The following is a 22,054-nucleotide window of genomic DNA, read 5'->3' on the forward strand; positions in this document are numbered from 1 at the left end:
TAGGCTTCTCCATGGGCTACAACTACAACGGTCGTCTGCGTTCCTCTGAAATTCTTTTACAGGAAGATGGCACAACGCGTATGATTCGTCGTGCTGAAACACCAGAGGATTATTTCGCGACCATTTACGGTTTTGATTTTGACCACGCCAAACGCATGAAGAAAATTTCGTTTTCAGAATCAGAAAGCGAAAATCATAACCAAACATCAATCAAAGTAGTACACTAGAATAGAGGTGAACTACTTTGATTGATTTTCTTTTATCCATAGAAGAGCACAAAGAAGATTATGATAGCCGTCAAGCATGGAAAATCCGCTATCCCTTATCTACTATTCTGTTTCTGGTTTTCGTTTGTCAATTGGCAGGGGGTGAAACGTGGAAAGAGATGGAAGATTTCATAGAAATGAACGAGTCTGTTTTGGGAGAATACGTTGACTTGAGTGTCGGCTGTCCTTCTCATGACACTTTGGAACGTGTTGTGAGTATGGTCAATCCAGATTTCTTACAGGAACTGAAACTGTCCTTTGAAGTCTCTTCTGAAGCAACTGATTTTTCCAAATTGATTGCCGTTGACGGAAAAACGATTCGGGGGAACCGAGGAAAACACCAATCCCCTACTCATATTGTCACTGCCTATGATGGTGGTAATCGGCTTAGTCTTGGTCAGGTAGCTGTTGAGGATAAAAGTAATGAAATCACAGCCATTCCTCGCCTCTTGCGTCAGCTAGACCTTCGTAAGAGTGTCGTTACGATTGATGCGATGGGAACACAGACTGATATAGTGGATGTGATTATCGGCGGTAAGGGTGATTATTGCTTGGCAGTCAAAGGAAATCAAGGCAATCTCCATGAGGATATTGACCTCTATTTTAGTGACGCCAAATTGTTATCTAAGTTGACGGCGAAAGGCTGTCATTATCAGACCATCGAAAAGGCACGCAGTCAGATTGAGGTGAGGGACTACTGGATTTCTCACGATGTGAAATGGTTGAGTCAACGCCATCCAAAATGGAAAAAACTTCGTGGAATTGGTATGGCTAAGAATACCATTGATAAAGACGGTATCATCACGGAAGAAGTTCGATACTTTATCCTCAGTTTCAAGGGTGATGTGCAGACATTTTCACAGGTTGTTCGTGGTCATTGGTCGGTTGAGAGCCTACATTGGTTGTTAGATGTGGTTTACCGAGAAGATAAGAACCAAACCTTAGATAAACGAGCTGCTTTCAATTTAAATGCTATTCGTAAAGTTTGTCTTCATCTCTTGCAACTGATGATCTTCCCTAAGGAGAAGTTGAGTTACCGGCGTAAACAACGCTATATTTCTGTCCATTTGGAGGATTATTTGCCACAATTATTTGGACATCGAGGATAAGGTGCTTGTATAAAGGTAGATACTAAGTTTAAAGCGGTTATTTCCGGGGACAAAAGGAGAGAAGAAAGTTTTCATGCGTATGGCGTGGATTTTGACAGGTAAGTCTTGGAAAAGCCTTCTGAATTTGGTATAATAGATTCATTAAGAGATTGTCGCAGGGCAATTCCGAATGAATTATTTTTAGAAGAGTCAGGAGATTGACAAATGAACTTAGGTTTAGCAATTTTACTTATTGTATTGGCATTTGCAGGTGGTGTAGCCTTGGGTATTTACTTGTCACGCAAACAAGTTGAAAACTACATTGCTGATAAGCCAGTTTTGGATGAAAATGCTTTGCGTTTGATGATGAGCCAAATGGGGCAGAAACCAAGCGAAGCAAAAGTACAACAAGTACTTCGCCAAATCAAGAGCCAACAAAAAGTGGCAAGCAAGAAAAAATAATCAAACTGGGACTGGGATATTCATTCCCAGATCCCATTTTTTGAGTAGAAAAGAAAGGCTAGTCAGATTTTCTGGCTATTCTCAATGTTATGGATAATCGACCAATAGGTTTTTTAGATTCAGGTGTGGGGGGATTAACGGTTGCGCGTGAGTTAATGCGCCAGCTTCCCCATGAAGAAATCGTTTATATCGGAGATTCGGCACGGGCACCTTATGGACCACGTCCAGCGGAACAAATCAGAGAATATACTTGGCAGCTGGTCAATTTCCTTTTGACAAAAAATGTAAAAATGATTGTCTTTGCCTGCAATACGGCAACAGCGGTAGCCTGGGAAGAAGTCAAGGAAAAGTTAGATATTCCTGTTTTGGGTGTTATTTTACCAGGTGCATCGGCAGCTATTAAGGCAACGCAAACTGGTAAGGTTGGTGTCTTAGGAACGGCTATGACCATTCAATCAGATATCTATCGTGAAAAAATTCAGGCCCTTTCTCCGGAAACGCAGGTAGACAGCCTAGCCTGTCCCAAATTTGCACCACTGGTTGAGTCCAATAGCCACCAATCCAGTCTTGCCAAAAAGGTTGTTTATGAGACACTTCGGCCACTCGTTGGGAAAGTAGATACCTTGGTCTTGGGATGTACCCATTATCCCCTACTTCGCCCCATCATCCAGAATGCCATGGGCAAGGATGTCAAGTTGATTGACAGTGGGGCAGAGTGCGCGCGAGATATTTCTGTTTTATTAAATTATTTTCAAATCAACTGCAGCCGTACCGAAAAGGATATTCAGCACAGATTTTACACAACAGCTAGTCCGACAGCTTTTAAAGAAATAGCTGAAAGCTGGATGGGCATTGATATTCATGTGGAGCATGTAGAACTATGACAGACAAGATATACGAATACAGAGATGAGCACAATTGGTTTATCGGAAAAGCCAGCTTTGCCAATCTATTTGGTTCATTTGGTGAAAATGGGAGAGAGCAGGAAATTTACCAGATTGGTCAATTGTTTGACAAACTAATTGCTGGTAACTATGAAGATGAGAACTTTAACCAGTGTGTCAAAATTGAAGTGATCAAACTCCAGTCGGACTTTGCCCTCTTCCAATTTGCCTGTGGTATTTTGAATGAGTTAAACAATCGCCAGTTCAAAGTTCTCCAACACCAAGGAGCTATTCTGGTAACAGAAGCTGACAAATTGCTCTTGGTTCATCTGCCCCAAGCAGGAGTAAGCACGGCAGATTTCTTCGGTCAAGACAAGGGATTGGCAAGCGTAGGAGATAGCATCTTGATTGCTACAAAAAATGAAGGTAAGACCAAGGAATTCCGTAAGTTTTTTGAGCGTTTTGGCTACCAGGTCGAGAACCTCAACAACTATCCTGATCTGCCAGATGTAGCAGAAACAGGTATGACTTTTGAGGAAAATGCACGCTTGAAGGCTGAAACCATAGCAGAGCTGACAGGCAAGATGGTCTTGGCAGATGATTCTGGTTTGAAGGTTGATGCTTTAGGTGGTTTGCCAGGAGTTTGGTCTGCTCGTTTTTCAGGCCCAGATGCCACAGATGAGCTCAATAATGCCAAACTCTTGCATGAGTTAGCCATGGTATTTGAACTGAAAGATCGTTCGGCGCAATTCCATTGTACTCTGGTCATGGCTGCTCCAAATCGTGATAGTTTGGTTGTCGAAGCGGACTGGGAAGGCTTTATCGGTATGGACCTCCGTGGGGAAAATGGGTTTGGATATGATCCACTTTTCCTCGTAGGCGAAACAGGTAAGACCTCGGCAGAATTAACCTTAGAAGAAAAAAATAAGATTTCCCACCGTGCACAAGCACTAGAAAAATTAGTGGAGGCATTTCCAGTATGGCAGGAGCAAGCAAAACAATCCTAGTCATGAGCGACTCTCATGGGGATAGACAGATTGTAGAGGATATTAAACATCATTATCTTGGCAAGGTCGATGCCATCTTTCACAACGGTGATTCGGAACTGGACAGTCAAGATAGTCTTTGGGTTGGTATTCAAGTGGTCAATGGCAACTGCGACTATTTTGGCGGTTATCCAGACCAGCTCATTACTCAATTGGGTGATGTGACCATTGCCCAAACCCATGGACACCTCTATGGTATTAATTACGGCTGGCAACGGCTGGATTATTGGGCACAGGAAGTGGATGCGGATATTTGTTTGTATGGGCATCTGCATGTGCCTGATGCCGAAGTGCGTGGCAAGACCCTCTTCCTCAATCCTGGCTCCGTTAGTCAACCTCGTGGTTTGGTCAGAGAATGTCTCTATGCTCTTGTGACTATCTATGATGATCATTTCCATGTGGATTACTACAATCGACAGCACCAACTTTACCCAGCATTGACAAAGGATATTTCAAGATGATTGCAAGAGAATTTGAAGCCTTTTTATTGGACCAGGAAGAAACTTTCTTGACACCAGCAGATAAATTGGCAGTAATTATTGATACGCATAATATTGACCATGCTAAATTGTTGCTCAGTCACATGACCTATTCTCGTGTGCCTGTAGTAACAGAAGACGGCCGATTCTTTGGAACCATTGGCTTGACGGAAATCATTCAATACCAGGCTGAGCATGAGTTGTCAGATGATGAATTGAACACGGATATTTCCCTGATTGCAAAGACGGATGTAGAAACGGTAGGTCTGGATTATGATTTGACAGAAGTCATGCGCAAGCTAGTTGATCAGTCCTTCCTACCTGTTCTAGGGGAAAACAGGGAATTCCTTGGGATTATTACCCGTAAATCTATTCTGAAAGCAATCAATGCTCTCTTGCATAATTTCCCCCTAGCATCAAAAGAAGGCAAGAAATGAAGCAGGCGATTGAATCTTTTATCCAGAGCAAAAAGGTCAGTGTCAACAGCCAAAAGTCCTATACCTATGACCTGCAGCAGTTTGTGACAGTAACAAAGGGGGAGATTAGCCAACAGTCTCTTTTGGTCTATCAGCAGTCTCTTCTAGACTTGAAACCTGCTGCTCAGAAAAGAAAGATGTCAGCGGTCAATCAATTTCTCTACTTTCTTTATGAAAATAATCTCCTGGATCGTTTTTATAAATTGCAAACGATGTCAGGTCCAGCCAGCGTCAAAAAGAAACTGGAGCGTGAGGATTTAACTCTCCTCTTTCAAGAAAGTCCTTGGCTTGATGGGCAACTGATTGCTCTTTTGATTGCCTTACTAGGGCTGATTCCTAGTGAAATAGCAGAGCTGACTAGTCAGCAGGTCAATCTGGATTTTCAAGTCCTGACAGTTGAGAAGGGAGCAACCAAGCGGGTGCTCACTCTGCCCAAGGAATTGATACCCTATATGGAGTCTCATCTGACAGGGCACTATGTCTTTGACAAGAAAGGACAGACCTATTCTCGTCAATGGTTTTTTAATCGTCTGACAGAATTTGTCCAGTCCATCGGCAAGCCTGATTGGACAGCCCAAAAATTGCGGGAGCAGTATATTCTAAAACAGATAGACGAAGGAAAATCCTTGGACCAAATCGCCAAGCAGTTGGGACTGAAAACAAGCATGAGTTTGGAAAAATTTAGATAATGGATATAAAATTAAAAGATTTTGAAGGGCCACTTGATCTCCTGCTACACCTGGTGTCCAAGTATCAAGTAGATATTTATGAGGTTCCGATTACAGAGGTTATTGAGCAATATTTGGTCTACATTGCTACCTTACAAGCCATGCGTTTAGAGGTGGCGGGAGAATATATGCTCATGGCTAGTCAATTGATGGTCATCAAAAGTCGTCGGTTATTGCCGAAGGTTGTTGAACAAATTGATCCCGAAGATGATCCTGAAATGGACCTCTTGGACCAGTTGGAAGAATACCGCAAGTTCAAACTTCTCAGTGAGAAATTAGGGGAGCAACATGATGAACGGGCCAACTATTTTTCAAAACCCAAATTAGATTTGATCTATGATGATGTACAGTTAGCCAAGGATAAGACCGTCATTGACATTTTCCTAGCTTTTTCTAAAGTAATGGCTGAAAAACAGGCAAGCCTTCGTCAGTCTCATGCGACCATTGCCCGTGATGAATATAAAATCGAAGACATGATGGACTTTGTTCGCAGTCGTTTCGAGATTGGTCCACGCCTTGAACTCCGTCAGCTTTTTCAAGAAAGTCAAGATGTTAATGAAATGATTACAATCTTCCTTGCGACTTTGGAATTGGTCAAGGTTCATGAAATCGTCTTGGAGCAGACAGAGACTTTTGGAGATATTTACCTAGTAAGGAGTGAAGATGAATCGCTTAGCTGAAATCGAAGTCCTGCTCTTTGTGGCAGGTGAGGATGGCTTGAGTTTGCGCAATTTGGCTGAAATGTTGGAATTGCAGCCCACAGCTGTTAGTCAGCAATTAGAGAAACTTAGTGAGAAATATATGGCAGACAAAGCCTCAGGCTTGGCTCTCTTAGAGTCTTCCAATCGCTACAAGTTGGTTACTAAAAAAGAATATGCAAACCTTTTGCGAATCTATGCCAAAACACCAATCAATCAGACTATGTCACGGGCTCTTTTGGAAACCTTATCAATCGTAGCCTACAAGCAACCCATTACTCGGATTGAAGTTGATGATATTCGCGGAGTCAATTCCAGTGGTGCCATCAGTAAATTACAGGCCTTTGACCTCATTCGTGAGAACGGTAAGAAAGAGGTTCTTGGCAGACCAAATCTCTATGTGACAACGGATTATTTCCTGGATTACATGGGAATTAATAGTCTAGAAGAATTACCTGATGTGTCTGAAATAGATTTGATTCAAGAAGAAACAGAGCTATTCGTAGAAAGAAATGAGTTAGAAAATGAGAATTAATAAATACATTGCCCATGCTGGAGTTGCCAGTCGTCGTAAGGCAGAAGAATTGATAAAACAAGGCCTAGTAACTGTAAATGGTCAAGTTGTCCGTGAGTTGGCAACTACTATTAAGTCTGGAGATATTGTGGAAGTCGAAGGACAACCAATCTACAACGAAGAGAAGGTCTACTATCTCCTCAATAAGCCACGTGGTGTTATTTCTAGTGTGTCAGACGACAAGGGACGAAAGACTGTCGTGGACTTGTTGCCAACAGTTAAGGAGCGGATTTATCCTGTAGGACGTCTGGACTGGGATACATCTGGGGTCTTGATTTTGACCAATGACGGTGATTTTACAGACGAAATGATTCACCCTCGAAATGAGATTGACAAGGTTTATTTGGCGCGTGTCAAAGGGGTTGCCAACAAGGAAGTTTTGCGTCCCTTGACCCGTGGTGTTGTCATTGATGGTAAAAAGACCAAGCCTGCGGTGTACGAGATTATTAAGGTGGACCCTGTTAAAAATCGCTCTGTGGTCGAGTTGACCATTCATGAAGGTCGAAACCACCAGGTTAAGAAGATGTTTGAGGCTGTCGGCTTGCAGGTAGATAAGCTGTCTCGTACTCGCTTTGGTAATCTTGACTTGACCGGCCTACGTCCAGGAGAATACCGCAAGCTCAACAAGAAAGACATCAGCAAACTACATACCCTGGCTGTTACTAAGCCAGTTAAAAAATAATGACAAGACTCTTGATCGGCTTGGTTCGATTCTATCAGAAATTTATTTCCCCCCTCTTTCCACCTTCCTGTCGCTATCAGCCGACTTGTTCAAGTTACATGATAGAGGCCTTACAGAAACATGGGCTCAAAGGCTTTTTGATGGGGTTGGCTCGAATTGGTCGCTGTCATCCCTTTGTGGAAGGTGGGGAAGATCCTGTGCCGGACAGGTTTAGTTTGAAAAGAAATAAGCAGAAGTAGGGCAACCTACTTTTTGTTTTGTATAAATATAGGTTTTTAGGTTGCCTTTAGTACTCTCTCAAAAGGTTTGGGGAACCTTTTAAGGCTGGAGATAGGGCGAAGCAAATTTGTCTAGATATTACAGTGTTTGAATTAGGAAAATGACAACTTTAAGTTATAGTGTCAATAACCCACTCCTAAAATAACTTTAGAGTTCTCAGATTGATAAACTTAGATGTGTCCTGTTTTTACTTCACCCAGCTATAACAGTCCACTGGACTGTTATAGCCAATAAATCACAGCGCTCAGATGTTGACACGAACTCTGAGAAGTGAGGTTGGTCTTTTTGCCCAGCCTCCATGATTTTCTATGAAAATTTGAAAAAAATGGGCACGCCAAACGCATGAAGAAAAAATCGTTTTCAGAAAGCGGAAATCATAACCAAACATCAATCAAAGTAGTACACTAGAATAGAGGTGAACTACAATGATTGATTTTCTTTTATCCATAGAAGAGCACAAAGAAGAGTATGATAGCCGCCAAGCATGGAAAATCCGCTATCCTTTATCTACTATTCTCTTTCTAGTTTTCGTTTGTCAGTTGGCAGGGATTGAAACGTGGAAAGAGATGGAAGATTTCATAGAAATGAACGAATCTGTCTTGGGAGAATACGTTGACTTGAGTGTCGGCTGTCCTTCACACGATACCTTGGAGCGTGTTGTGAGTATGGTCAATCCAGATTTCTTGAAGGAACTGAAACTGTCCTTCGAAACCTCTTCAGAAACAACTGATTTTTCCAAATTGATTGCCGTTGACGGAAAAACGATTCGGGGGAACCGAGGGAAACACCAATCTCCTACTCATATTGTCACTGCTTATGATGGTGGTAATCGGATTAGCCTTGGGCAGGTAGCTGTTGAGGATAAAAGCAATGAAATCACAGTCATTCCTCGCCTCTTGCGTCAGCTAGACCTTCGTAAGAGTGTAGTCACGATTGATGCCATGGGCACCCAGACAGACATTGCGGACGTGATTATAGGAGGTAAGGGTGATTATTGCTTGGCAGTCAAAGGAAATCAAGGCAATCTCCATGAGGATATTGACATCTATTTTAATGACGCCAAATTATTATCTAAGTTGTCAGAGAAAGGCTGTCATTATCAGACCATTGAAAAGGCACGCAGTCAGATTGAGGTGAGGGACTACTGGGTTTCTCACGATGTGAAATGGCTGAGCCAACGGCATCCAAAATGGAAAAAACTTCGTGGGATTGGTATGACTAAGAATACCATTGATAAAGATGGTGTCATCACGGAAGAAGTTCGTTACTTTATCCTTAGTTTCAAGGGTGGTGTGCAAACTTTTTCTCAGGTTGTTCGTGGTCATTGGTCGGTTGAGAGCCTACATTGGTTATTAGATGTGGTTTACCGAGAAGATAGGAACCAAACCTTAGATAAACGAGCTGCTTTCAATTTAAATGCTATTCGTAAGGCTTGTCTTCATCTCTTACAAATGATGACCTTCCCTAAGGAAGAGCTGAGCTATCGCCGCAAACAACGCTATATTTCTGTCCATTTGGAGGATTATTTGCCACAATTATTTGGACATCGAGGATAAGGTGCTTGTAAAAAGGTAGATACTAAGTTTAAAGCAGTTATTTCCGGGGACAAAAGGAGAGAAGAAATTTTTCATGCGTATGACGTGAAAAATGGGGCAAAACTCTTGATTTTCAGCCTTCTTTAAGCTACAATAGTATCACGATTTCATTGATTTAACTCAAACCTGTTGTGAGTTAAATCAATGAATCATCATTCACCATGCTGTTTGCTGAGCTTGACTCCGGGCAGTGTGGCTATTTTTTTGTCTTTCTTGCTATAGGAGACAGTCGAGTCTTTTTACTCAATGAAAATCAAAAAAAGAAACTAGACAACAAGCAACAGACCGTACTGGTATACGGCAAAATGAAGCTGACATGGTTTGGATTTGATTTTCGAGGGTATTCGTGTTTAGTGAAATGTCACCAGAGAGGTCCTTATGAATATTGAAACATTAGAGTATATAGAAGAAACAGCCAAAAACCACATTGTCTTATTTGAACCACAGATTCCACAGAATACAGGCAATATTGCTCGAACTTGTGCTGCAACCAATAGTCCTCTCCATATCATTAAGCCTATGGGATTTCCAATTGATGACCGTAAGATGAAACGTGCAGGACTAGATTATTGGGATAAGTTAGATGTTCGCTTCTATGACAATTTAGCAGAATTTATGGATTATGCCAGCAAACAAGGACGTGTTCACTTAGTATCTAAATTTGCTGATAAAACCTATTCGGATGAAGACTATAATGATGGGAACATTCATTATTTCTTATTTGGCCGTGAAGATAAGGGCTTGCCAGAAGATTTTATGCGTGAACATCCAGAAAAGGCTATCCGTATTCCAATGAATGATGAACATGTGCGTAGTCTTAATGTCTCTAATACAGCGTGTATGATTGTATATGAAGCTCTTCGGCAGCAACAGTTCGTTGGTCTAGATTTGGTTCACACCTATGATGGGGACAAGTTAAAATAGTGAAAACTTACCAAGCTCTTGCAAATGCAAGGCTTTTTTGGTATGATGAAATAGTCTTCAGGGCAGGGTGAGATTCCCGACCGGCAGTGATTTTTTTGATTCTTGCTTTTCTTTTTCTCTCATTCGTCGTTGACCAGGCTTGCCTAACTCCAGTTATGCCTTCGCCTTGTCGCCTAGACTGATAGAAAAATCTTAAGCAACACTCAAAAAAAGTGTTTTTGTTTCATTTTAGGGCTAGGCAAGGAGGCGCAGACTATACTAAGGTATGTCAAGCCGACTTAACGAAGCCATAAAATAGAAAGAAAGACACGTACAGTCTGCGAGCGAAAGCTGATGTGGTGCAATTCCACAACCGACAGTAAAGTCTGGATGGGAGAAGACGAAGTGGAGGCCTTTTGCCTGCTCTTCCACGCTTCTTCAATTTTCAAAAATTGGAGGAACCTTATGACAAACACACGCAAAATGACGATTATCGCCATTCTCTCAGCAGTATCCTTTCTGCTCATGTATTTGAAATTTCCGCTGATTCCAACAGCCAGTTTCCTGGAAGTGGATTTTTCTCTCGTACCGATTTTATTTGGTCTGCTTGTTCTAGATATGAAGTCTAGTTTTGCTATCCTTTTGGTACGAACTTTTCTCAAACTGATTTTAAATAATCAGGGACCATCGACAATTATTGGCTTACCGATGAATATTGCAGCTATGTCAGTTTTCATTTTAGCAGTAGCTTATTTCTGGAAAAATGACCAAGCGATAAAAAATTATTTAAAAGCAGCCGCTGTTGCGACGCTTGGTTCGACAGCAGTGATGCTGGTATTAAATTACGTTTATGCGGTGCCTGTCTATGCAGCCTTTGCAAATTTTGATATTAAAGAAATCTTGGGTCTGACTAACTATCTTTTGATGATGGTACTTCCTTTTAATCTTTTACAAGGGATTGTGCTTTCAGCAATATTTTATATCTGTTACAAAGCAGCCCAACCTATTTTAAAGAAAGTTTAACCTTTATAAGGTAAACTATACTGTATGAAGAATAAACAAATCCATTTACGAAACGCATCTTTTTTTGCTCTGGCCTTTGTGATATTGGGCTATGTAGTAAAATTTTATCCTAGTACCCTAGCAGGTTTTGACTCAACCGTCCAGTCTGCCATTCGTGGAAATTTACCAAGTGGAGCAAGTCAATTTTGGACCTCTATTACTGTTTTAGGAAATACAGTTATTATTTTAGCTATTACCTTGATTCTAGCTGCTATCTTTTACTACTATAAAAAATGGAAGATAGAAGCTTGTTTCCTACTTGCTAGTTTTGCGGCGATGGGTGTGGCATCCACAGCCCTGAAATATGTCTACCAACGTCCGCGTCCAAGTATTGAATGGTTGATTGATACCATCGGTTATTCATTTCCTAGCTGGCATACTGCATCAACTATGATGATTGCAGGAGCAGTTGTTATTATTGTTCACCAGAGGATGAATAAAGGCATAGCTAGACTTGTGCTACAAGCCATGTTGATTCTACTTGCTGTCCTGGTAGCTGTATCCCGTATCTATATTGGGGTTCACTACCCGACAGATATTATCGGTGGTTGGCTACTTGCCGTCACTCTTTTACAAATGATGTATCCATTTTACGATCAGAAACGCTTTGAATGGCGTTTCCAAAGTAAGCAAAAATAGTCAATTTGACACCAACTCCTACTGTAAAAGGTAGGAGTTTTAACTTGTCATCTTTCTATTATAGACAATATGTAAAGACCCCCAGTTGAGAATTCGTGGATTTACCTGTACACTAGAATAAAAAAACAATCAACTTCTAACAGGAATTACCACACTCAATTGGAGGTCTTATATGTTTCATTTTACCACACTTTTCATCGGAATGGATGTTCACAAAGAAAGTTTTTCACTCTGCTATTATGATATGATGACCAATCAATTCAAACATAGCACTAAAGTTAGTCCAAATGTTAGCTATATTGTGAACTATGTGAATGAGCTTCGTCGTTTATATGGTCAAGATGCAGAAGTGTTATGTGGCTACGAAGCTGGATGCCTCGGATTTACCCTATATCACCAGCTACAAGCTCACGGGATTCCCTGTATCGTGATGGCACCTACAACGGTAATGAAGGAAGGATCTAAGCGTGTTAAGACTGATAAGAAAGATGCGGCTCAGCTCGCAAAAGCTCTGGCCTTTCGTAGCTATCAGCCTGTTCATATTCCTACTGCTGAGGATGAACAAGTCAAAGAATATATCCGTATGAGAACAGACCACAAAGTGGCTCTGAAGAAAATCAAACAACAAATTCTTGCCTTCTGTCTCCGACATGATTTTCGCTATACCGAGGGAAGCAGTAATTGGACACAGAAACATGTTCGCTGGCTCCGTTCCCTAAAACCTGAGGGACTTTACGCAGAGATTTTGACAGAATATCTATTGACCTATGAGAAATTAGTAGATCAAATAGAACGGTATGATGCACGAATTGAGCAACTGGGTCAAAGCGACAGTTATCAAGAGAAGGTCTCACGGCTTTCTTGCTTTATTGGCATTAAAACACTAACTGCTCTTTCCATTGTGACAGAAATCGGTGATTTTAATCGCTTTGCGACAGCTCAACATTTTGCTTCTTATCTTGGGCTAACTCCTAGCGAAAATTCTAGCGGCGACAAGGAGAGAAGAGGTGCTATCACCAAAGCTGGGAATAGCCATGTGAGACGACTTCTGATAGAAGCTGCACAATCATTGGCTAAGGGGACGATTGGGTATAAATCCAAAGAATTGAAAAGGAGACAAAGTGGAAACCGAGTGGAGGTGATTGCTTATGCGGATAAGGCTAATGAACGCTTAAGAAGACGTTATCGCACACTTGTTCTAGGAAAAAATAAGAAACAAAATGTTGCTAAAACAGCTATTGCACGAGAATTGTCTGGTTTTATTTGGGGGATGATGACAGGAAGAATAGCTTGAAGTTAGCGCTTGTTTTCATGTACACTTTTGACCATTAAGTTTTATCATCGCAGAGCGATGAGGAATCCCTATTTCTATCCAAAATCACTGGGTGAATTTGGACAGAAATAAGGATTGAAATCATGTTTGAATGGAAAGTATCTTGAAGGAGTTTAGGACTTCAAGGTTTGAGTCATCTACGAAACGACTAAGTGGCACAATTGTGATCCACGCTTATAGAGAGTAGGACTCGCGGCAGAACCATTGACCTGTAGGTAACCAATCCACGAATATCAGAGTGGCCAATGCCCGAAGCTAAGAACTAGGCTCTTTCTAGATACTTTTCATTTTTTAATCAGTTCGATTGTTTTTACTTGACAAAGGGCTTTACATATCAGTCATTTGAATTAACTTTGATACATCGTCACTTTCGTCTTGCCGTACCCTGCAGAAGTGACTTGCTTTGCAAGTTATATCTCCAACCTAGCACAGCCACTAGGCTGTGCTAGCAACCTGCACCTCAGTTCCTTGTCTGAAAGCTAATTCATTCGACTATATCGTTACTTCGCTTTGCCGTCCGTTGTAGAAGTGGCTTATTTCACAAGATTTATTGAGACTGAGCTCAGGCACAGCGCCATTTCTTAGAGTTCGCGCTGGACTTATCGGAAAATCGTACAAAAATCCTCCGAGAAATTCTCAGAGGATGATGATGTATAAATCTAGTTTTTGATTGGGCCATCAGTAACGGCTTCAACGGCATTTTTTATCGTTTGGGCGAAGACTTCGCCTCCATTACTTTCAAGATTGAAATGAACAAGGTCGGTATTGTACCAAATTGGTGGATTATCCTTTGCAGCTTGATACCAGTCTGCAATGGAAATGTAATCATATTTTTCAGCCAATTCTTTCTCGTATTGACCAGTTTGATAAGAAATAGATTCGCTCGGAGTGAAGTTTCCATCGTAAGGAGTGACAAAAATAAGGCGACGTCCTTTAGGAAAATCTTTGACTAGCTGGTCTAGTAGTTCCTGATAATTATCCGTAGTATTTGTACCTAGGGCTACAACTACAGTCTCTTTCAAGCTATTATTTTGCTTATAAAGATTTATCAATTTAGCAATTTCAGAGAGATTTCGACTGACAGTTCCATCGATCTGTGCATCTGGTAGCGCGGTCTGTATGGCAGAACTAGCGCGAACAGTAACAGAATCGCCAAAGATGATAACTCCTTTTTGAATTTCAAAACTAGTAGCTTTAGCGTTTTCAGCAGCAGATCGTGTTGTATTTAGTTGGGTCTGAGCTTGGTAAAGATTGCTAACCATGCTCTCTTGTTCAAAACTTCCTAATTTTGGTGCAAACAGACAGATACCTAAGCCAACTATGGTCAAGCAAGCAAAGCTACCAAGAAGCCATTTTTTATATGGTTTCAAATCTATGGGTAATCCAAACAAGCTTCCTACTTTACCAGCAATATATGGTTCTAGAATATAGAAGGAAATAGTTGATAGGATAGTAGAAAAAACAAAGGATAATCCCGCAGCGATAGTGGCATTTGTCAGTTGTGTAAAGATAATGAGTAAGGGCCAATGGAAGAGGTAGATATCATAAGAAATACTTGCAAAGAAGAGGATAATTGCAGGTTCTTTGACATCTTCGGTTTTCTCGTGAAGTACCCGAGCAGCAAAAATCATAGTTGCTGTAGCTAAACTGGATAGAAGAAAACCAATTAGATAGGTCCAGATGGAACTGAATTGAAGAGTAAAGAGAAGAAGAAGTTCTACTCCGAGTCCTCCAAGAAACAGACCTATAGTTTGTTTGATAGTCAATGTATTCACTTGTTGCTGGAAGGCGGTTGTTGTATTTCCGATACCAGCGATGGTTGCGAGAATACTACCGAGGAAAAATGGGAAGGTATGTGTGAAGCTCGAGTAGTAAATGGTTGAGAAATTATCCACAAAGAAACTTGAGATAGACATTGCTAAAAAACTTAGCGAGAAGAGGCTTATAGATGTTAGAAAAATTGATCCACGTAGTTGCCCCACACTTTTTGAGATGCGAGTCAGATACCAAACTAAACCAGCCCAGACAAGGTAATACTGAACTTCTATGGCTAGTGTCCAAGTATGCATAAATAGATGAGGTGAAAATTGATTCTCGTAACTACCACCTGATAGAATTTCAAAGAAGTTTGTCATGAATCCGAGCGCAGCGGCTATCTGATTGCCGATATTGGCAATGAAATCATTGCGGACAAGCAGAGCAAGTGGAAGAACCAAAAGAATCGTTAAAACCAGAGGGGGGAGAATGCGATAGAACCTTCTTCTGAAAAAGCTGACAATATCTATTTTTTTATGTTTTGCAAACTCATCAATCAAAAGGGCGGTTGTCAAATATCCAGACAGGGTAAAGAAGAGGTCAACCCCCACAAAGCCACCTGGGAAATATTTGATAAAGAAATGATAGAGTAGAACAAAGACTAATCCAATCACACGTATAACAGATAACCATTTAATTTTCATATTGATAAATCCCCTGTTTAAAAGTTCCTTCGTAGATAGCTTGTCCTTCGGTGGTCAATTTTCCTTTTCCATCGGCATAGCCGTTTTTAAATTGCCCGGTATAAACCCACCCACTTGCAGATGTGTAGGTTCCTTGACCGTGGAAAATTCCATTTGTAAATTGTCCTTCGTAGACATCTCCATTATCAAAGGTCAATTTTCCTTGACCATTCATTTTATTTGCGACCACATAACCGTTGTACTGCAGGGCGCCATTATTGAAAGTTATGGCTTGCTTGCTGGCAATTCGCCCTGTAAATACAGAGAGGGCACAGATGAGGATGATAATAAGGGAGAGGATTTCAAGTTTTGGACGGGTGAAATAACTTGTTATATCATGCCATTTTATGCTAGGTAATTTGAACTCTTTCATCGTTTTACTCTTTCATAGGATTTGACCGATGCTAATCAGTTCTTTCTAGGATACAGTAAGAAATTATCAGTTCAGTCAGAAATAGTTTACCATTTTTTTACAAATATTACAAAAATATTACATAGAAAATCTTATTCTTGGTCAAATGACTGTAACCTGTCCAACCAGTCTTGGCAACCTTTCTTTACCATTTCGTAGGTTTCGTCAAAATCTCCAGTATACCAAGGGTCTGGTACGGATTTTTCTGCGAATTGAAAAATCTTATTTTGGGCATGTGCTGGTGCCATTTTCTGTAAATCTCGGACATTATTGCTGTCCATACCAATGATGACATCAAATTCCTCAAAGTCTGCTTGAGAGATTTGTTGAGAGGTTTTGGTCTTATCATAGGGAATCTTGTGCTTTTGGAAAATTTTCTGTGTTCCAGGGTAGATAGGATTACCATGTTCCCAGTTTGAAGTAGCACGGCTTTCAATGTGAAATTGACTTGTCATGTCTTTCATGACAAATTCAGCCATAGGGCTACGACAAATATTTCCAAGACAGACAAAAACGATTTTTTTCATAGATTCTCCTTTCGTGGCATAAGAAAAGAGAAGGTAGACTCGACAGGTAAATATCTGAGTTCCCCTCTCTTGCATATTTTTGTTCGGGCTATAGGTAAAAGACCAAATTAAGTGTACTGTTCATTATCAAACAGTGTACGACCAATCCTACCTATATTGAACTCTTTGTTTATTTCTCTTCTTTGTCGAAAGCATTTTTGATGCCGTTAATGGCACCTTCAAGCCCATCTTTTGCATCTTCGACTAGCTCTTTTGCTTTGCCAATTCCTTTCTCAACAAGTCCTTCAACTTCGATTTCCTTGTCGCCGGTCAGCTTACCAATTACCTCTTTTGCAGAGCCAGATAGCTGTTCTAGTTTTGCGTCAAATTTTTCTTCTGACATAAAATTCCTCCTTGATATACACATATGGGGGCGATGATTTTCTAAAAAGAAAATCACATACTATTCTTACTTACTAGTCTAACGTATATAAGTTAATATAGCAAGGAATTTGTCTGTCAATAGGTCAGAGGAGGAGGGATAATTCTTGCAATTTTTTCTTCTTTTATTTATAATAATTATAAATAAAAGAAAGGATGATATATGATGAAACAAAAATATTATCAATCTCCAGCAGAAATTGCGTCTTTCAGTCCGCGTCCATCACTGGCTAATTCTAAGGCTGTTTTGAATCAAGCGGTGGCCGATTTATCAGTAGCCCATTCAATCCTCCATCAAGTTCACTGGTATATGCGTGGTCGTGGCTTTATGATTTGGCATCCCAAAATGGATGACTATATGGAAGAAATTGATGGCTATTTGGATGATATGAGTGAGCGTTTGATCACCTTAGGTGGGGCACCGTTTTCTACTCTTCAAGAATTTAGTGAAAATAGTCAGCTTAAGGAAGTTCCTGGTGACTACAATATAACGATGGAAGAGCAATTGGCACGTGTGGTAGAGGTGTTCCGCTATTTAGCAGCTCTTTTCCAAAAGGGATTTGATGTCAGTGATGAAGAAGGTGACAGCGTAACCAACGACATTTTCAATGTGGCTAAGGCTAGTATTGAAAAACATATTTGGATGTTGCAGGCAGAACTTGGTCAAGCACCTAAGTTGTAAACAGATGAAGGGTCCATAAGGACTCTTTTTTTGATGCAGATACGATATGACATTTGTCACATGAGTCCATGACAAAGTCTTCTAGTGGGGTCTCCTTTTTCGAGATATACTGTCTATGTATCGTCATTTAGTTTTTCTTTTATTACTTCGTTAACTCGCCTTGCCTAACTCCAGTTATGCCTGCGGCTCGTTGCCTAGTACTAAAAGTAAACTAAAAGACTATAAGATGTTCAAGAAGTAGGAGGTAGAAAAATGATAGAAGTACGAGCACTAGACAAAGTTATCAAAGGACGGACAATCTTGTCCAATATTTCCTTTGAAATCCAGTCTGGAGAATGTGTAGCTTTAATCGGTCCAAACGGGGCTGGGAAAACGACGCTTATGTCTTGTTTGTTGGGAGATAGGAAGGCGACGAAAGGCCAAGTTTTGTTGGACGGTCTGGCTCCACAGGCTCAGTCTAATAAGGAAAAGGTGGCAGTCTTACCACAAGAAAATGCCATTCCGACAGACCTGAAGGTCAAGGAATTGCTCCGCTTTTTCCAAGCCATATACAAGGATAGTCTGACAGATGTGGAAATCGACAGCCTGCTCTGCTTTTCCCCAGAGCAAAAAAATCAACTGGCCGGCAAGCTATCGGGTGGTCAGAAGCGGCTCTTGGCTTTCGTCATCTGTCTGATTGGCAAGCCCAAGTTGCTCTTCTTGGACGAGCCGACGGCGGGCATGGATACGTCGACCCGTCAGCGTTTTTGGGAGATTGTCCATGAACTCAAGGATCAGGGTGTGACTATTTTTTATACCAGCCACTATATCGAGGAAGTGGAGCATACGGCGGAGCGGATTTTGGTCTTGCATCAGGGGCGGTTACTAAGAGATACCACGCCATTTGCCATGCGGAGTGAGGAGCAGGAGAAGGAAGTAACCCTGCCGATTGCCTTTGCGGCGGTGGTGGAGAGCTTGGCTGAAATCAATGAAATCAGCTACAAACAAGACACGGTTAGCTTTAAGACCCGAGCTATTGAGCAGGTTTGGGCTAGCTTGCAGGAGGCAGGTTGTCGGATTTCAGATTTAGAGGTACAGAACAAAACCCTGCTCAACAGCCTATTTGACAAGACGAGGGAGGAAGAATCATGAAAGCATTAGTTCAAGTAGAGGCGGTAAAATTATCCAGAAGTTTGGGAGTATTTCTCCTATCTATCGGCATGCCTGTCATCTTTTTCCTGATTTTCTCATCAACGATCCAGTTTGACGATGCGGCCATGCAAAAGGCCTTCATCCAGTCCTACATGCTGACCATGACAGGCTTTTCCATGTCGGGCTTTGCCCTTTTCACCTTTCCCATGATGCTGGCAGAGGACAGAAAGAATAGCTGGTTGACCTTTATCCAGCATTCGCCCTTGCCAATCTGGCAATACTATCTTTCCAAACTGGTGCGGGTCTTGCTCTGCTTTGTGTCTTCTATTGCCATTGTCTTTGCGGTGGGTGGCTTAGTTAAGGGTGTAGAGATGACAGCTCAAGAATGGGTAATTTCGGCTCTCTTACTTTTAGTAACCTCTATCGTATTTCTAGCCATTGGCTTGCTTTTGGTGCAAATTCAGTCGGAACAAACCATGTCGGTGGTGGCAAACTTGCTCTACTTTGTTCTGGCCATCATGGGTGGCTCTTGGATGCCTGTTTCCCTCTTTCCAGACTGGGTGCAGCGGATTTGCAAACTTATGCCTAGCTACCATGTCAATCAGCTGGTGACCACCTATGCCCAAGAGGGAGATTTTCTCTGGAAATCCTTGCTAATTGTCCTAGGCTATGCGATAATTTTCTTAGGAATTGCTCTAGTTCTAAATAGAAAATCGGAGCAACAGTGAGGTAAGCCATGATATTTGAAAAAAGAAAGGTACCACTCATGTTCTTCGTGGGCATGGTCTTTCTCTATTTTCCCTTTTACTATGCCCAGTATAGTCCCAATCCGACGGCAGTTGTCCTAGCGACTATTCTCTTTGCCTTGGTCTATTGCTCCCTCTTTTACACTGACCATAAGCTCTATTCCATGCTGGCTTGGTTTTACCTGATTGGCTATATCGCCGTCATGAGCTTTTGGGGCAATCTGCAATTTTCACTCTTTATCTACAACCTGTCCAATATGCTGGGCTGGTATTATAAAGAGAATCGACCAACCTATCGTACGGTGTCCTACGGGCTTTTGTTGCTGGTCATTATCCTATGGGCTTTGTTTGGTCCAGTTTCTTTTGAGATGAGAGCCTTTGCCCTCATCATTCACTTTTTCGGCTTGGCCTTGCTGATTTTCAGTTGGATTGAGACCAAGCGGGAAGCCCTTCAGCAACGCCTACAGGAACAGAATGCGTCCATCAATCTCCTGCTAGCTGAGAATGAACGTAACCGTATCGGTCAGGACTTGCATGACACACTTGGTCATGTCTTTGCCATGCTGTCTGTCAAGGCCGAGCTGGTCCAGACTTTGTTAGACCACGACCAGATTGACCAGGCCAAGAAGGAGGTGGCAGACCTTCAGACCTTGGCCAAGGACTCCATGCAGGAGGTCCGCCAGATTGTCCAGTCCCTCAAGCAGCACACCGTGGCAGAGGAACTCCAGATTTTGCAGCAGATGTTGGACTTGGCAGGAGTGGACTTAGTCGTCTTAGGCGGGGAAATAGCAGAGCAGCTCAGCTTGCCCGTTCAGAACAAGCTGGCTATGGTGCTGAGAGAGTTGGCCAACAACCTGCTCAAGCACAGTCAGGCTAGCAAGTGCCGTTTGGTTTTTGAAAAAGACCAGCAAGAATTGGTTTTGCACTACGAAGACAACGGTGTGGGCTTTGCCCAGTTGACTGGTCAGGAATTGCATACCATAAAGGACAGGTTGGTAACGGTGAAAGGGAGCTTGGAATTTATCTCTCTAGCCAAGCCCACCCTCCTGTCCATCCGAATTCCGTTTGAGGAGGTGGTAGAATGAGAATCTTAGTCGCAGAAGATCAAGCAATGCTGCGGGACGCCCTCTGTCAACTCTTGGGTTTTCAAGATGCGGTTGAGGCTGTTTTACAGGCAGAAAACGGCAGTCAGGCCATTGCTCTTTTGAAAAAAGAGCTCGTAGATGTGGTGCTCTTAGATATAGAAATGCCTGAAAAGACGGGCCTGGATGTTTTGGAATGGGTGCGGGGGCAAGCCTTGCCTGTCAAGGTTGTCATCATGACCACCTTCAAGCGACCGGGCTATTTCGAGCGGGCAGTCAAGGCTGATGTGGATGCCTATGTGCTCAAGGAACGCTCCATCGCAGACCTCATGCGGACCATTGAAACGGTCTTGGCGGGGCGGAAGGAATATTCACCAGAGTTGATGGACATTCTCCTGACCCAACGCAGTCCTTTGACCAACTTAGAAAACCAGCTACTTAAGCTGGTGGCAGATGGCTTGTCCAATAAGGAAATCGCCAGCCATCTCTACCTGTCTGACGGGACAGTCCGCAACTACATGACCTCTATCCTGTCCAAGCTAGGTGCCGAAAACCGAACCGCCGCTGTTAAGATTGCACAGGAAAAGGGTTGGTTAGTATAAACGAATGAGATTGGGGAGAACCCAATCTTTTTTGATGAATGCAGGGAAACAGCGCTTGAGTTTTTATATTGAAAAACTTTGGATATTTTGCTAAAATTTACTATATGAAACGACTATACGATGTGCAACAGTTGCTAAAACGCTTTGGGATTATCATCTATATGGGCAATCGTCTCTATGACATCGAGATGATGCAGATAGAGCTCAATCGCGTTTATCAGGCTGGTCTTCTGGATAGGTTGGACTACATGGAGGCCGAATTGGTCTTGCGACGTGAACATCGTTTGGAATTAGAGTATCAGAAATCAAGGGAGAATGAGTGATGGAAACATTTTGGGTATTTTTAGTATTTTTGGCAGTATTGGGAGCCTGGATGGGTTTTAATTACTGGAGATTGCGCCGTGCGGCGACGGTGATTGATAATGCAGAATTTGCAGAAAAGATACACGGAGGTCAGTTGATTGACCTGCGAGACCCGAGTGAGTTTAATCGTAAGCATATCTTAGGTGCTAGAAATATTCCTTACCAGCAATTGCGCCAGTCTACAGCTGCTTTGCGTAAGGACAGACCTGTCTTAATCTATGAGAATGATTGTGGTCAGTTGGTAACGCCTGCAGCCTTTCATCTGAAGAAACAGGGCTTTAACGAAATCTATATTTTAAGCTATGGTCTAAACGGATGGAATGGTAAGGTAAAAACGACTAAGTAGCATTGTCAGTAGGCTAGAGTATTTTCTTATGCAATAAGACGGATAAGGGCA

General features: G+C 41.9%; 27 protein-coding genes, 1 pseudogene and 1 riboswitch. Of the genes and pseudogenes, 24 read left to right on the plus strand and 4 right to left on the minus strand.

Translation table 11 applies throughout. The features are described 5' to 3' along the window. Window positions 1–2 precede the first annotated feature (2 nt). The 17 genes and pseudogenes from K6969_RS02815 to K6969_RS02895 all read left to right on the plus strand — a co-directional run. A pseudogene (locus K6969_RS02815) lies at window positions 3–143 on the plus strand (diaminopimelate decarboxylase); the annotation flags it as partial. Window positions 144–244: 101 nt separating this feature from the next. After that, window positions 245–1,375 (plus strand): ISAs1 family transposase, encoded by a 1,131-nt coding sequence (locus tag K6969_RS02820; protein ID WP_321537463.1) that lies wholly within the window; start codon window positions 245–247, stop codon window positions 1,373–1,375. Window positions 1,376–1,579: 204 nt separating this feature from the next. Next, a complete protein-coding gene (locus K6969_RS02825) occupies window positions 1,580–1,816 on the plus strand; it encodes a YneF family protein (protein WP_002939206.1) in 237 nt (78 codons plus the stop codon). An 89-nt stretch (window positions 1,817–1,905) separates the two neighbouring features. After that, on the plus strand, window positions 1,906–2,700 hold the full coding sequence (gene racE, locus K6969_RS02830) for a glutamate racemase (protein ID WP_171942836.1): 795 nt from the start codon (window positions 1,906–1,908) through the stop codon (window positions 2,698–2,700). Further along, a complete protein-coding gene (locus K6969_RS02835) occupies window positions 2,697–3,707 on the plus strand; it encodes a nucleoside-triphosphate diphosphatase (protein WP_029173904.1) in 1,011 nt (336 codons plus the stop codon). The genes racE and K6969_RS02835 overlap by 4 nt, the downstream gene beginning before the upstream one ends. Beyond that, entirely contained in the window at window positions 3,680–4,207 is a 528-nt protein-coding gene (locus tag K6969_RS02840; RefSeq protein WP_029173903.1) for a metallophosphoesterase, read from the plus strand. The genes K6969_RS02835 and K6969_RS02840 overlap by 28 nt, the downstream gene beginning before the upstream one ends. Beyond that, entirely contained in the window at window positions 4,204–4,662 is a 459-nt protein-coding gene (cbpB, locus tag K6969_RS02845) for a cyclic-di-AMP-binding protein CbpB (protein WP_029173902.1), read from the plus strand. Before K6969_RS02840 ends, cbpB begins: the two co-directional genes overlap by 4 nt. Further along, entirely contained in the window at window positions 4,659–5,390 is a 732-nt protein-coding gene (xerD, locus tag K6969_RS02850) for a site-specific tyrosine recombinase XerD (protein WP_029173901.1), read from the plus strand. Before cbpB ends, xerD begins: the two co-directional genes overlap by 4 nt. Next, on the plus strand, window positions 5,390–6,109 hold the full coding sequence (locus tag K6969_RS02855; protein ID WP_029173900.1) for a segregation/condensation protein A: 720 nt from the start codon (window positions 5,390–5,392) through the stop codon (window positions 6,107–6,109). Before xerD ends, K6969_RS02855 begins: the two co-directional genes overlap by 1 nt. Further along, window positions 6,093–6,662 carry an SMC-Scp complex subunit ScpB gene (gene scpB, locus K6969_RS02860; protein ID WP_029173899.1) on the plus strand — a complete coding sequence of 190 codons (570 nt, stop codon included), beginning with the start codon at window positions 6,093–6,095 and terminating at the stop codon, window positions 6,660–6,662. The genes K6969_RS02855 and scpB overlap by 17 nt, the downstream gene beginning before the upstream one ends. Further along, window positions 6,652–7,383, plus strand: coding sequence for a pseudouridine synthase (locus K6969_RS02865; protein WP_024375836.1), 732 nt, complete (start codon window positions 6,652–6,654; stop codon window positions 7,381–7,383). Before scpB ends, K6969_RS02865 begins: the two co-directional genes overlap by 11 nt. Beyond that, window positions 7,383–7,622: a membrane protein insertion efficiency factor YidD gene (gene yidD, locus K6969_RS02870; RefSeq protein WP_024380309.1), complete on the plus strand. Its 240-nt coding sequence runs from the start codon at window positions 7,383–7,385 to the stop codon at window positions 7,620–7,622. Before K6969_RS02865 ends, yidD begins: the two co-directional genes overlap by 1 nt. A gap of 465 nt (window positions 7,623–8,087) precedes the next feature. After that, window positions 8,088–9,218: an ISAs1 family transposase gene (locus K6969_RS02875; protein ID WP_171942835.1), complete on the plus strand. Its 1,131-nt coding sequence runs from the start codon at window positions 8,088–8,090 to the stop codon at window positions 9,216–9,218. Between the two features lie 417 nt (window positions 9,219–9,635). Beyond that, complete coding sequence (locus K6969_RS02880; RefSeq protein WP_024378130.1) at window positions 9,636–10,181, plus strand: tRNA (cytidine(34)-2'-O)-methyltransferase; 546 nt, start codon at window positions 9,636–9,638, stop codon at window positions 10,179–10,181. Between the two features lie 49 nt (window positions 10,182–10,230). After that, window positions 10,231–10,566, plus strand: a riboswitch (FMN riboswitch). A 59-nt stretch (window positions 10,567–10,625) separates the two neighbouring features. Continuing rightward, the gene (locus K6969_RS02885) at window positions 10,626–11,183 is read left to right on the plus strand and encodes an ECF transporter S component (protein WP_029173381.1); all 558 of its coding nucleotides are present in this window, start codon (window positions 10,626–10,628) and stop codon (window positions 11,181–11,183) included. Window positions 11,184–11,207: 24 nt separating this feature from the next. Beyond that, window positions 11,208–11,861, plus strand: a complete 654-nt coding sequence (locus tag K6969_RS02890) for a phosphatase PAP2 family protein (RefSeq protein WP_029173380.1) — start codon at window positions 11,208–11,210, stop codon at window positions 11,859–11,861. Between the two features lie 172 nt (window positions 11,862–12,033). Further along, complete coding sequence (locus K6969_RS02895) at window positions 12,034–13,155, plus strand: IS110 family transposase (RefSeq protein WP_321537345.1); 1,122 nt, start codon at window positions 12,034–12,036, stop codon at window positions 13,153–13,155. Between the two features lie 698 nt (window positions 13,156–13,853). On the opposite strand, the gene K6969_RS02900 is transcribed toward K6969_RS02895, so the two are convergent. From K6969_RS02900 to K6969_RS02915, 4 genes are all read right to left on the minus strand, one after another. Continuing rightward, on the minus strand, window positions 13,854–15,653 hold the full coding sequence (locus K6969_RS02900) for an acyltransferase family protein (RefSeq protein ID WP_029173417.1): 1,800 nt from the start codon (window positions 15,651–15,653) through the stop codon (window positions 13,854–13,856). Beyond that, entirely contained in the window at window positions 15,643–16,065 is a 423-nt protein-coding gene (locus tag K6969_RS02905) for a membrane protein (RefSeq protein ID WP_029173418.1), read from the minus strand. The genes K6969_RS02900 and K6969_RS02905 overlap by 11 nt, the downstream gene beginning before the upstream one ends. Before the next feature lie 131 nt (window positions 16,066–16,196). After that, window positions 16,197–16,631 (minus strand): low molecular weight protein-tyrosine-phosphatase, encoded by a 435-nt coding sequence (locus K6969_RS02910; protein WP_029173419.1) that lies wholly within the window; start codon window positions 16,629–16,631, stop codon window positions 16,197–16,199. 169 nt (window positions 16,632–16,800) lie between these two features. Then, on the minus strand, window positions 16,801–17,013 hold the full coding sequence (locus tag K6969_RS02915; RefSeq protein WP_002942806.1) for a CsbD family protein: 213 nt from the start codon (window positions 17,011–17,013) through the stop codon (window positions 16,801–16,803). Between the two features lie 201 nt (window positions 17,014–17,214). Between K6969_RS02915 and K6969_RS02920 the strand changes: the two genes are divergently transcribed. From K6969_RS02920 to K6969_RS02950, 7 genes are all read left to right on the plus strand, one after another. Further along, window positions 17,215–17,733, plus strand: coding sequence for a Dps family protein (locus K6969_RS02920; RefSeq protein WP_171942834.1), 519 nt, complete (start codon window positions 17,215–17,217; stop codon window positions 17,731–17,733). 252 nt (window positions 17,734–17,985) lie between these two features. Next, a complete protein-coding gene (locus K6969_RS02925) occupies window positions 17,986–18,864 on the plus strand; it encodes an ABC transporter ATP-binding protein (RefSeq protein WP_171942833.1) in 879 nt (292 codons plus the stop codon). Then, the gene (locus K6969_RS02930) at window positions 18,861–19,592 is read left to right on the plus strand and encodes an ABC transporter permease (protein ID WP_029173422.1); all 732 of its coding nucleotides are present in this window, start codon (window positions 18,861–18,863) and stop codon (window positions 19,590–19,592) included. Before K6969_RS02925 ends, K6969_RS02930 begins: the two co-directional genes overlap by 4 nt. 8 nt (window positions 19,593–19,600) lie before the next feature. Beyond that, the gene (locus tag K6969_RS02935) at window positions 19,601–20,695 is read left to right on the plus strand and encodes a sensor histidine kinase (RefSeq protein WP_171942832.1); all 1,095 of its coding nucleotides are present in this window, start codon (window positions 19,601–19,603) and stop codon (window positions 20,693–20,695) included. Beyond that, entirely contained in the window at window positions 20,692–21,294 is a 603-nt protein-coding gene (locus tag K6969_RS02940; RefSeq protein ID WP_171942831.1) for a response regulator transcription factor, read from the plus strand. The genes K6969_RS02935 and K6969_RS02940 overlap by 4 nt, the downstream gene beginning before the upstream one ends. Window positions 21,295–21,398: 104 nt before the next feature. Next, on the plus strand, window positions 21,399–21,617 hold the full coding sequence (locus K6969_RS02945) for a YqgQ family protein (RefSeq protein ID WP_024380322.1): 219 nt from the start codon (window positions 21,399–21,401) through the stop codon (window positions 21,615–21,617). Further along, on the plus strand, window positions 21,617–22,003 hold the full coding sequence (locus tag K6969_RS02950; RefSeq protein WP_029173425.1) for a rhodanese-like domain-containing protein: 387 nt from the start codon (window positions 21,617–21,619) through the stop codon (window positions 22,001–22,003). The genes K6969_RS02945 and K6969_RS02950 overlap by 1 nt, the downstream gene beginning before the upstream one ends. Window positions 22,004–22,054: the final 51 nt, after the last annotated feature.

It is taken from the genome of Streptococcus suis, assembly GCF_019856455.1.
GTDB lineage: Bacteria > Bacillota > Bacilli > Lactobacillales > Streptococcaceae > Streptococcus > Streptococcus suis_AE.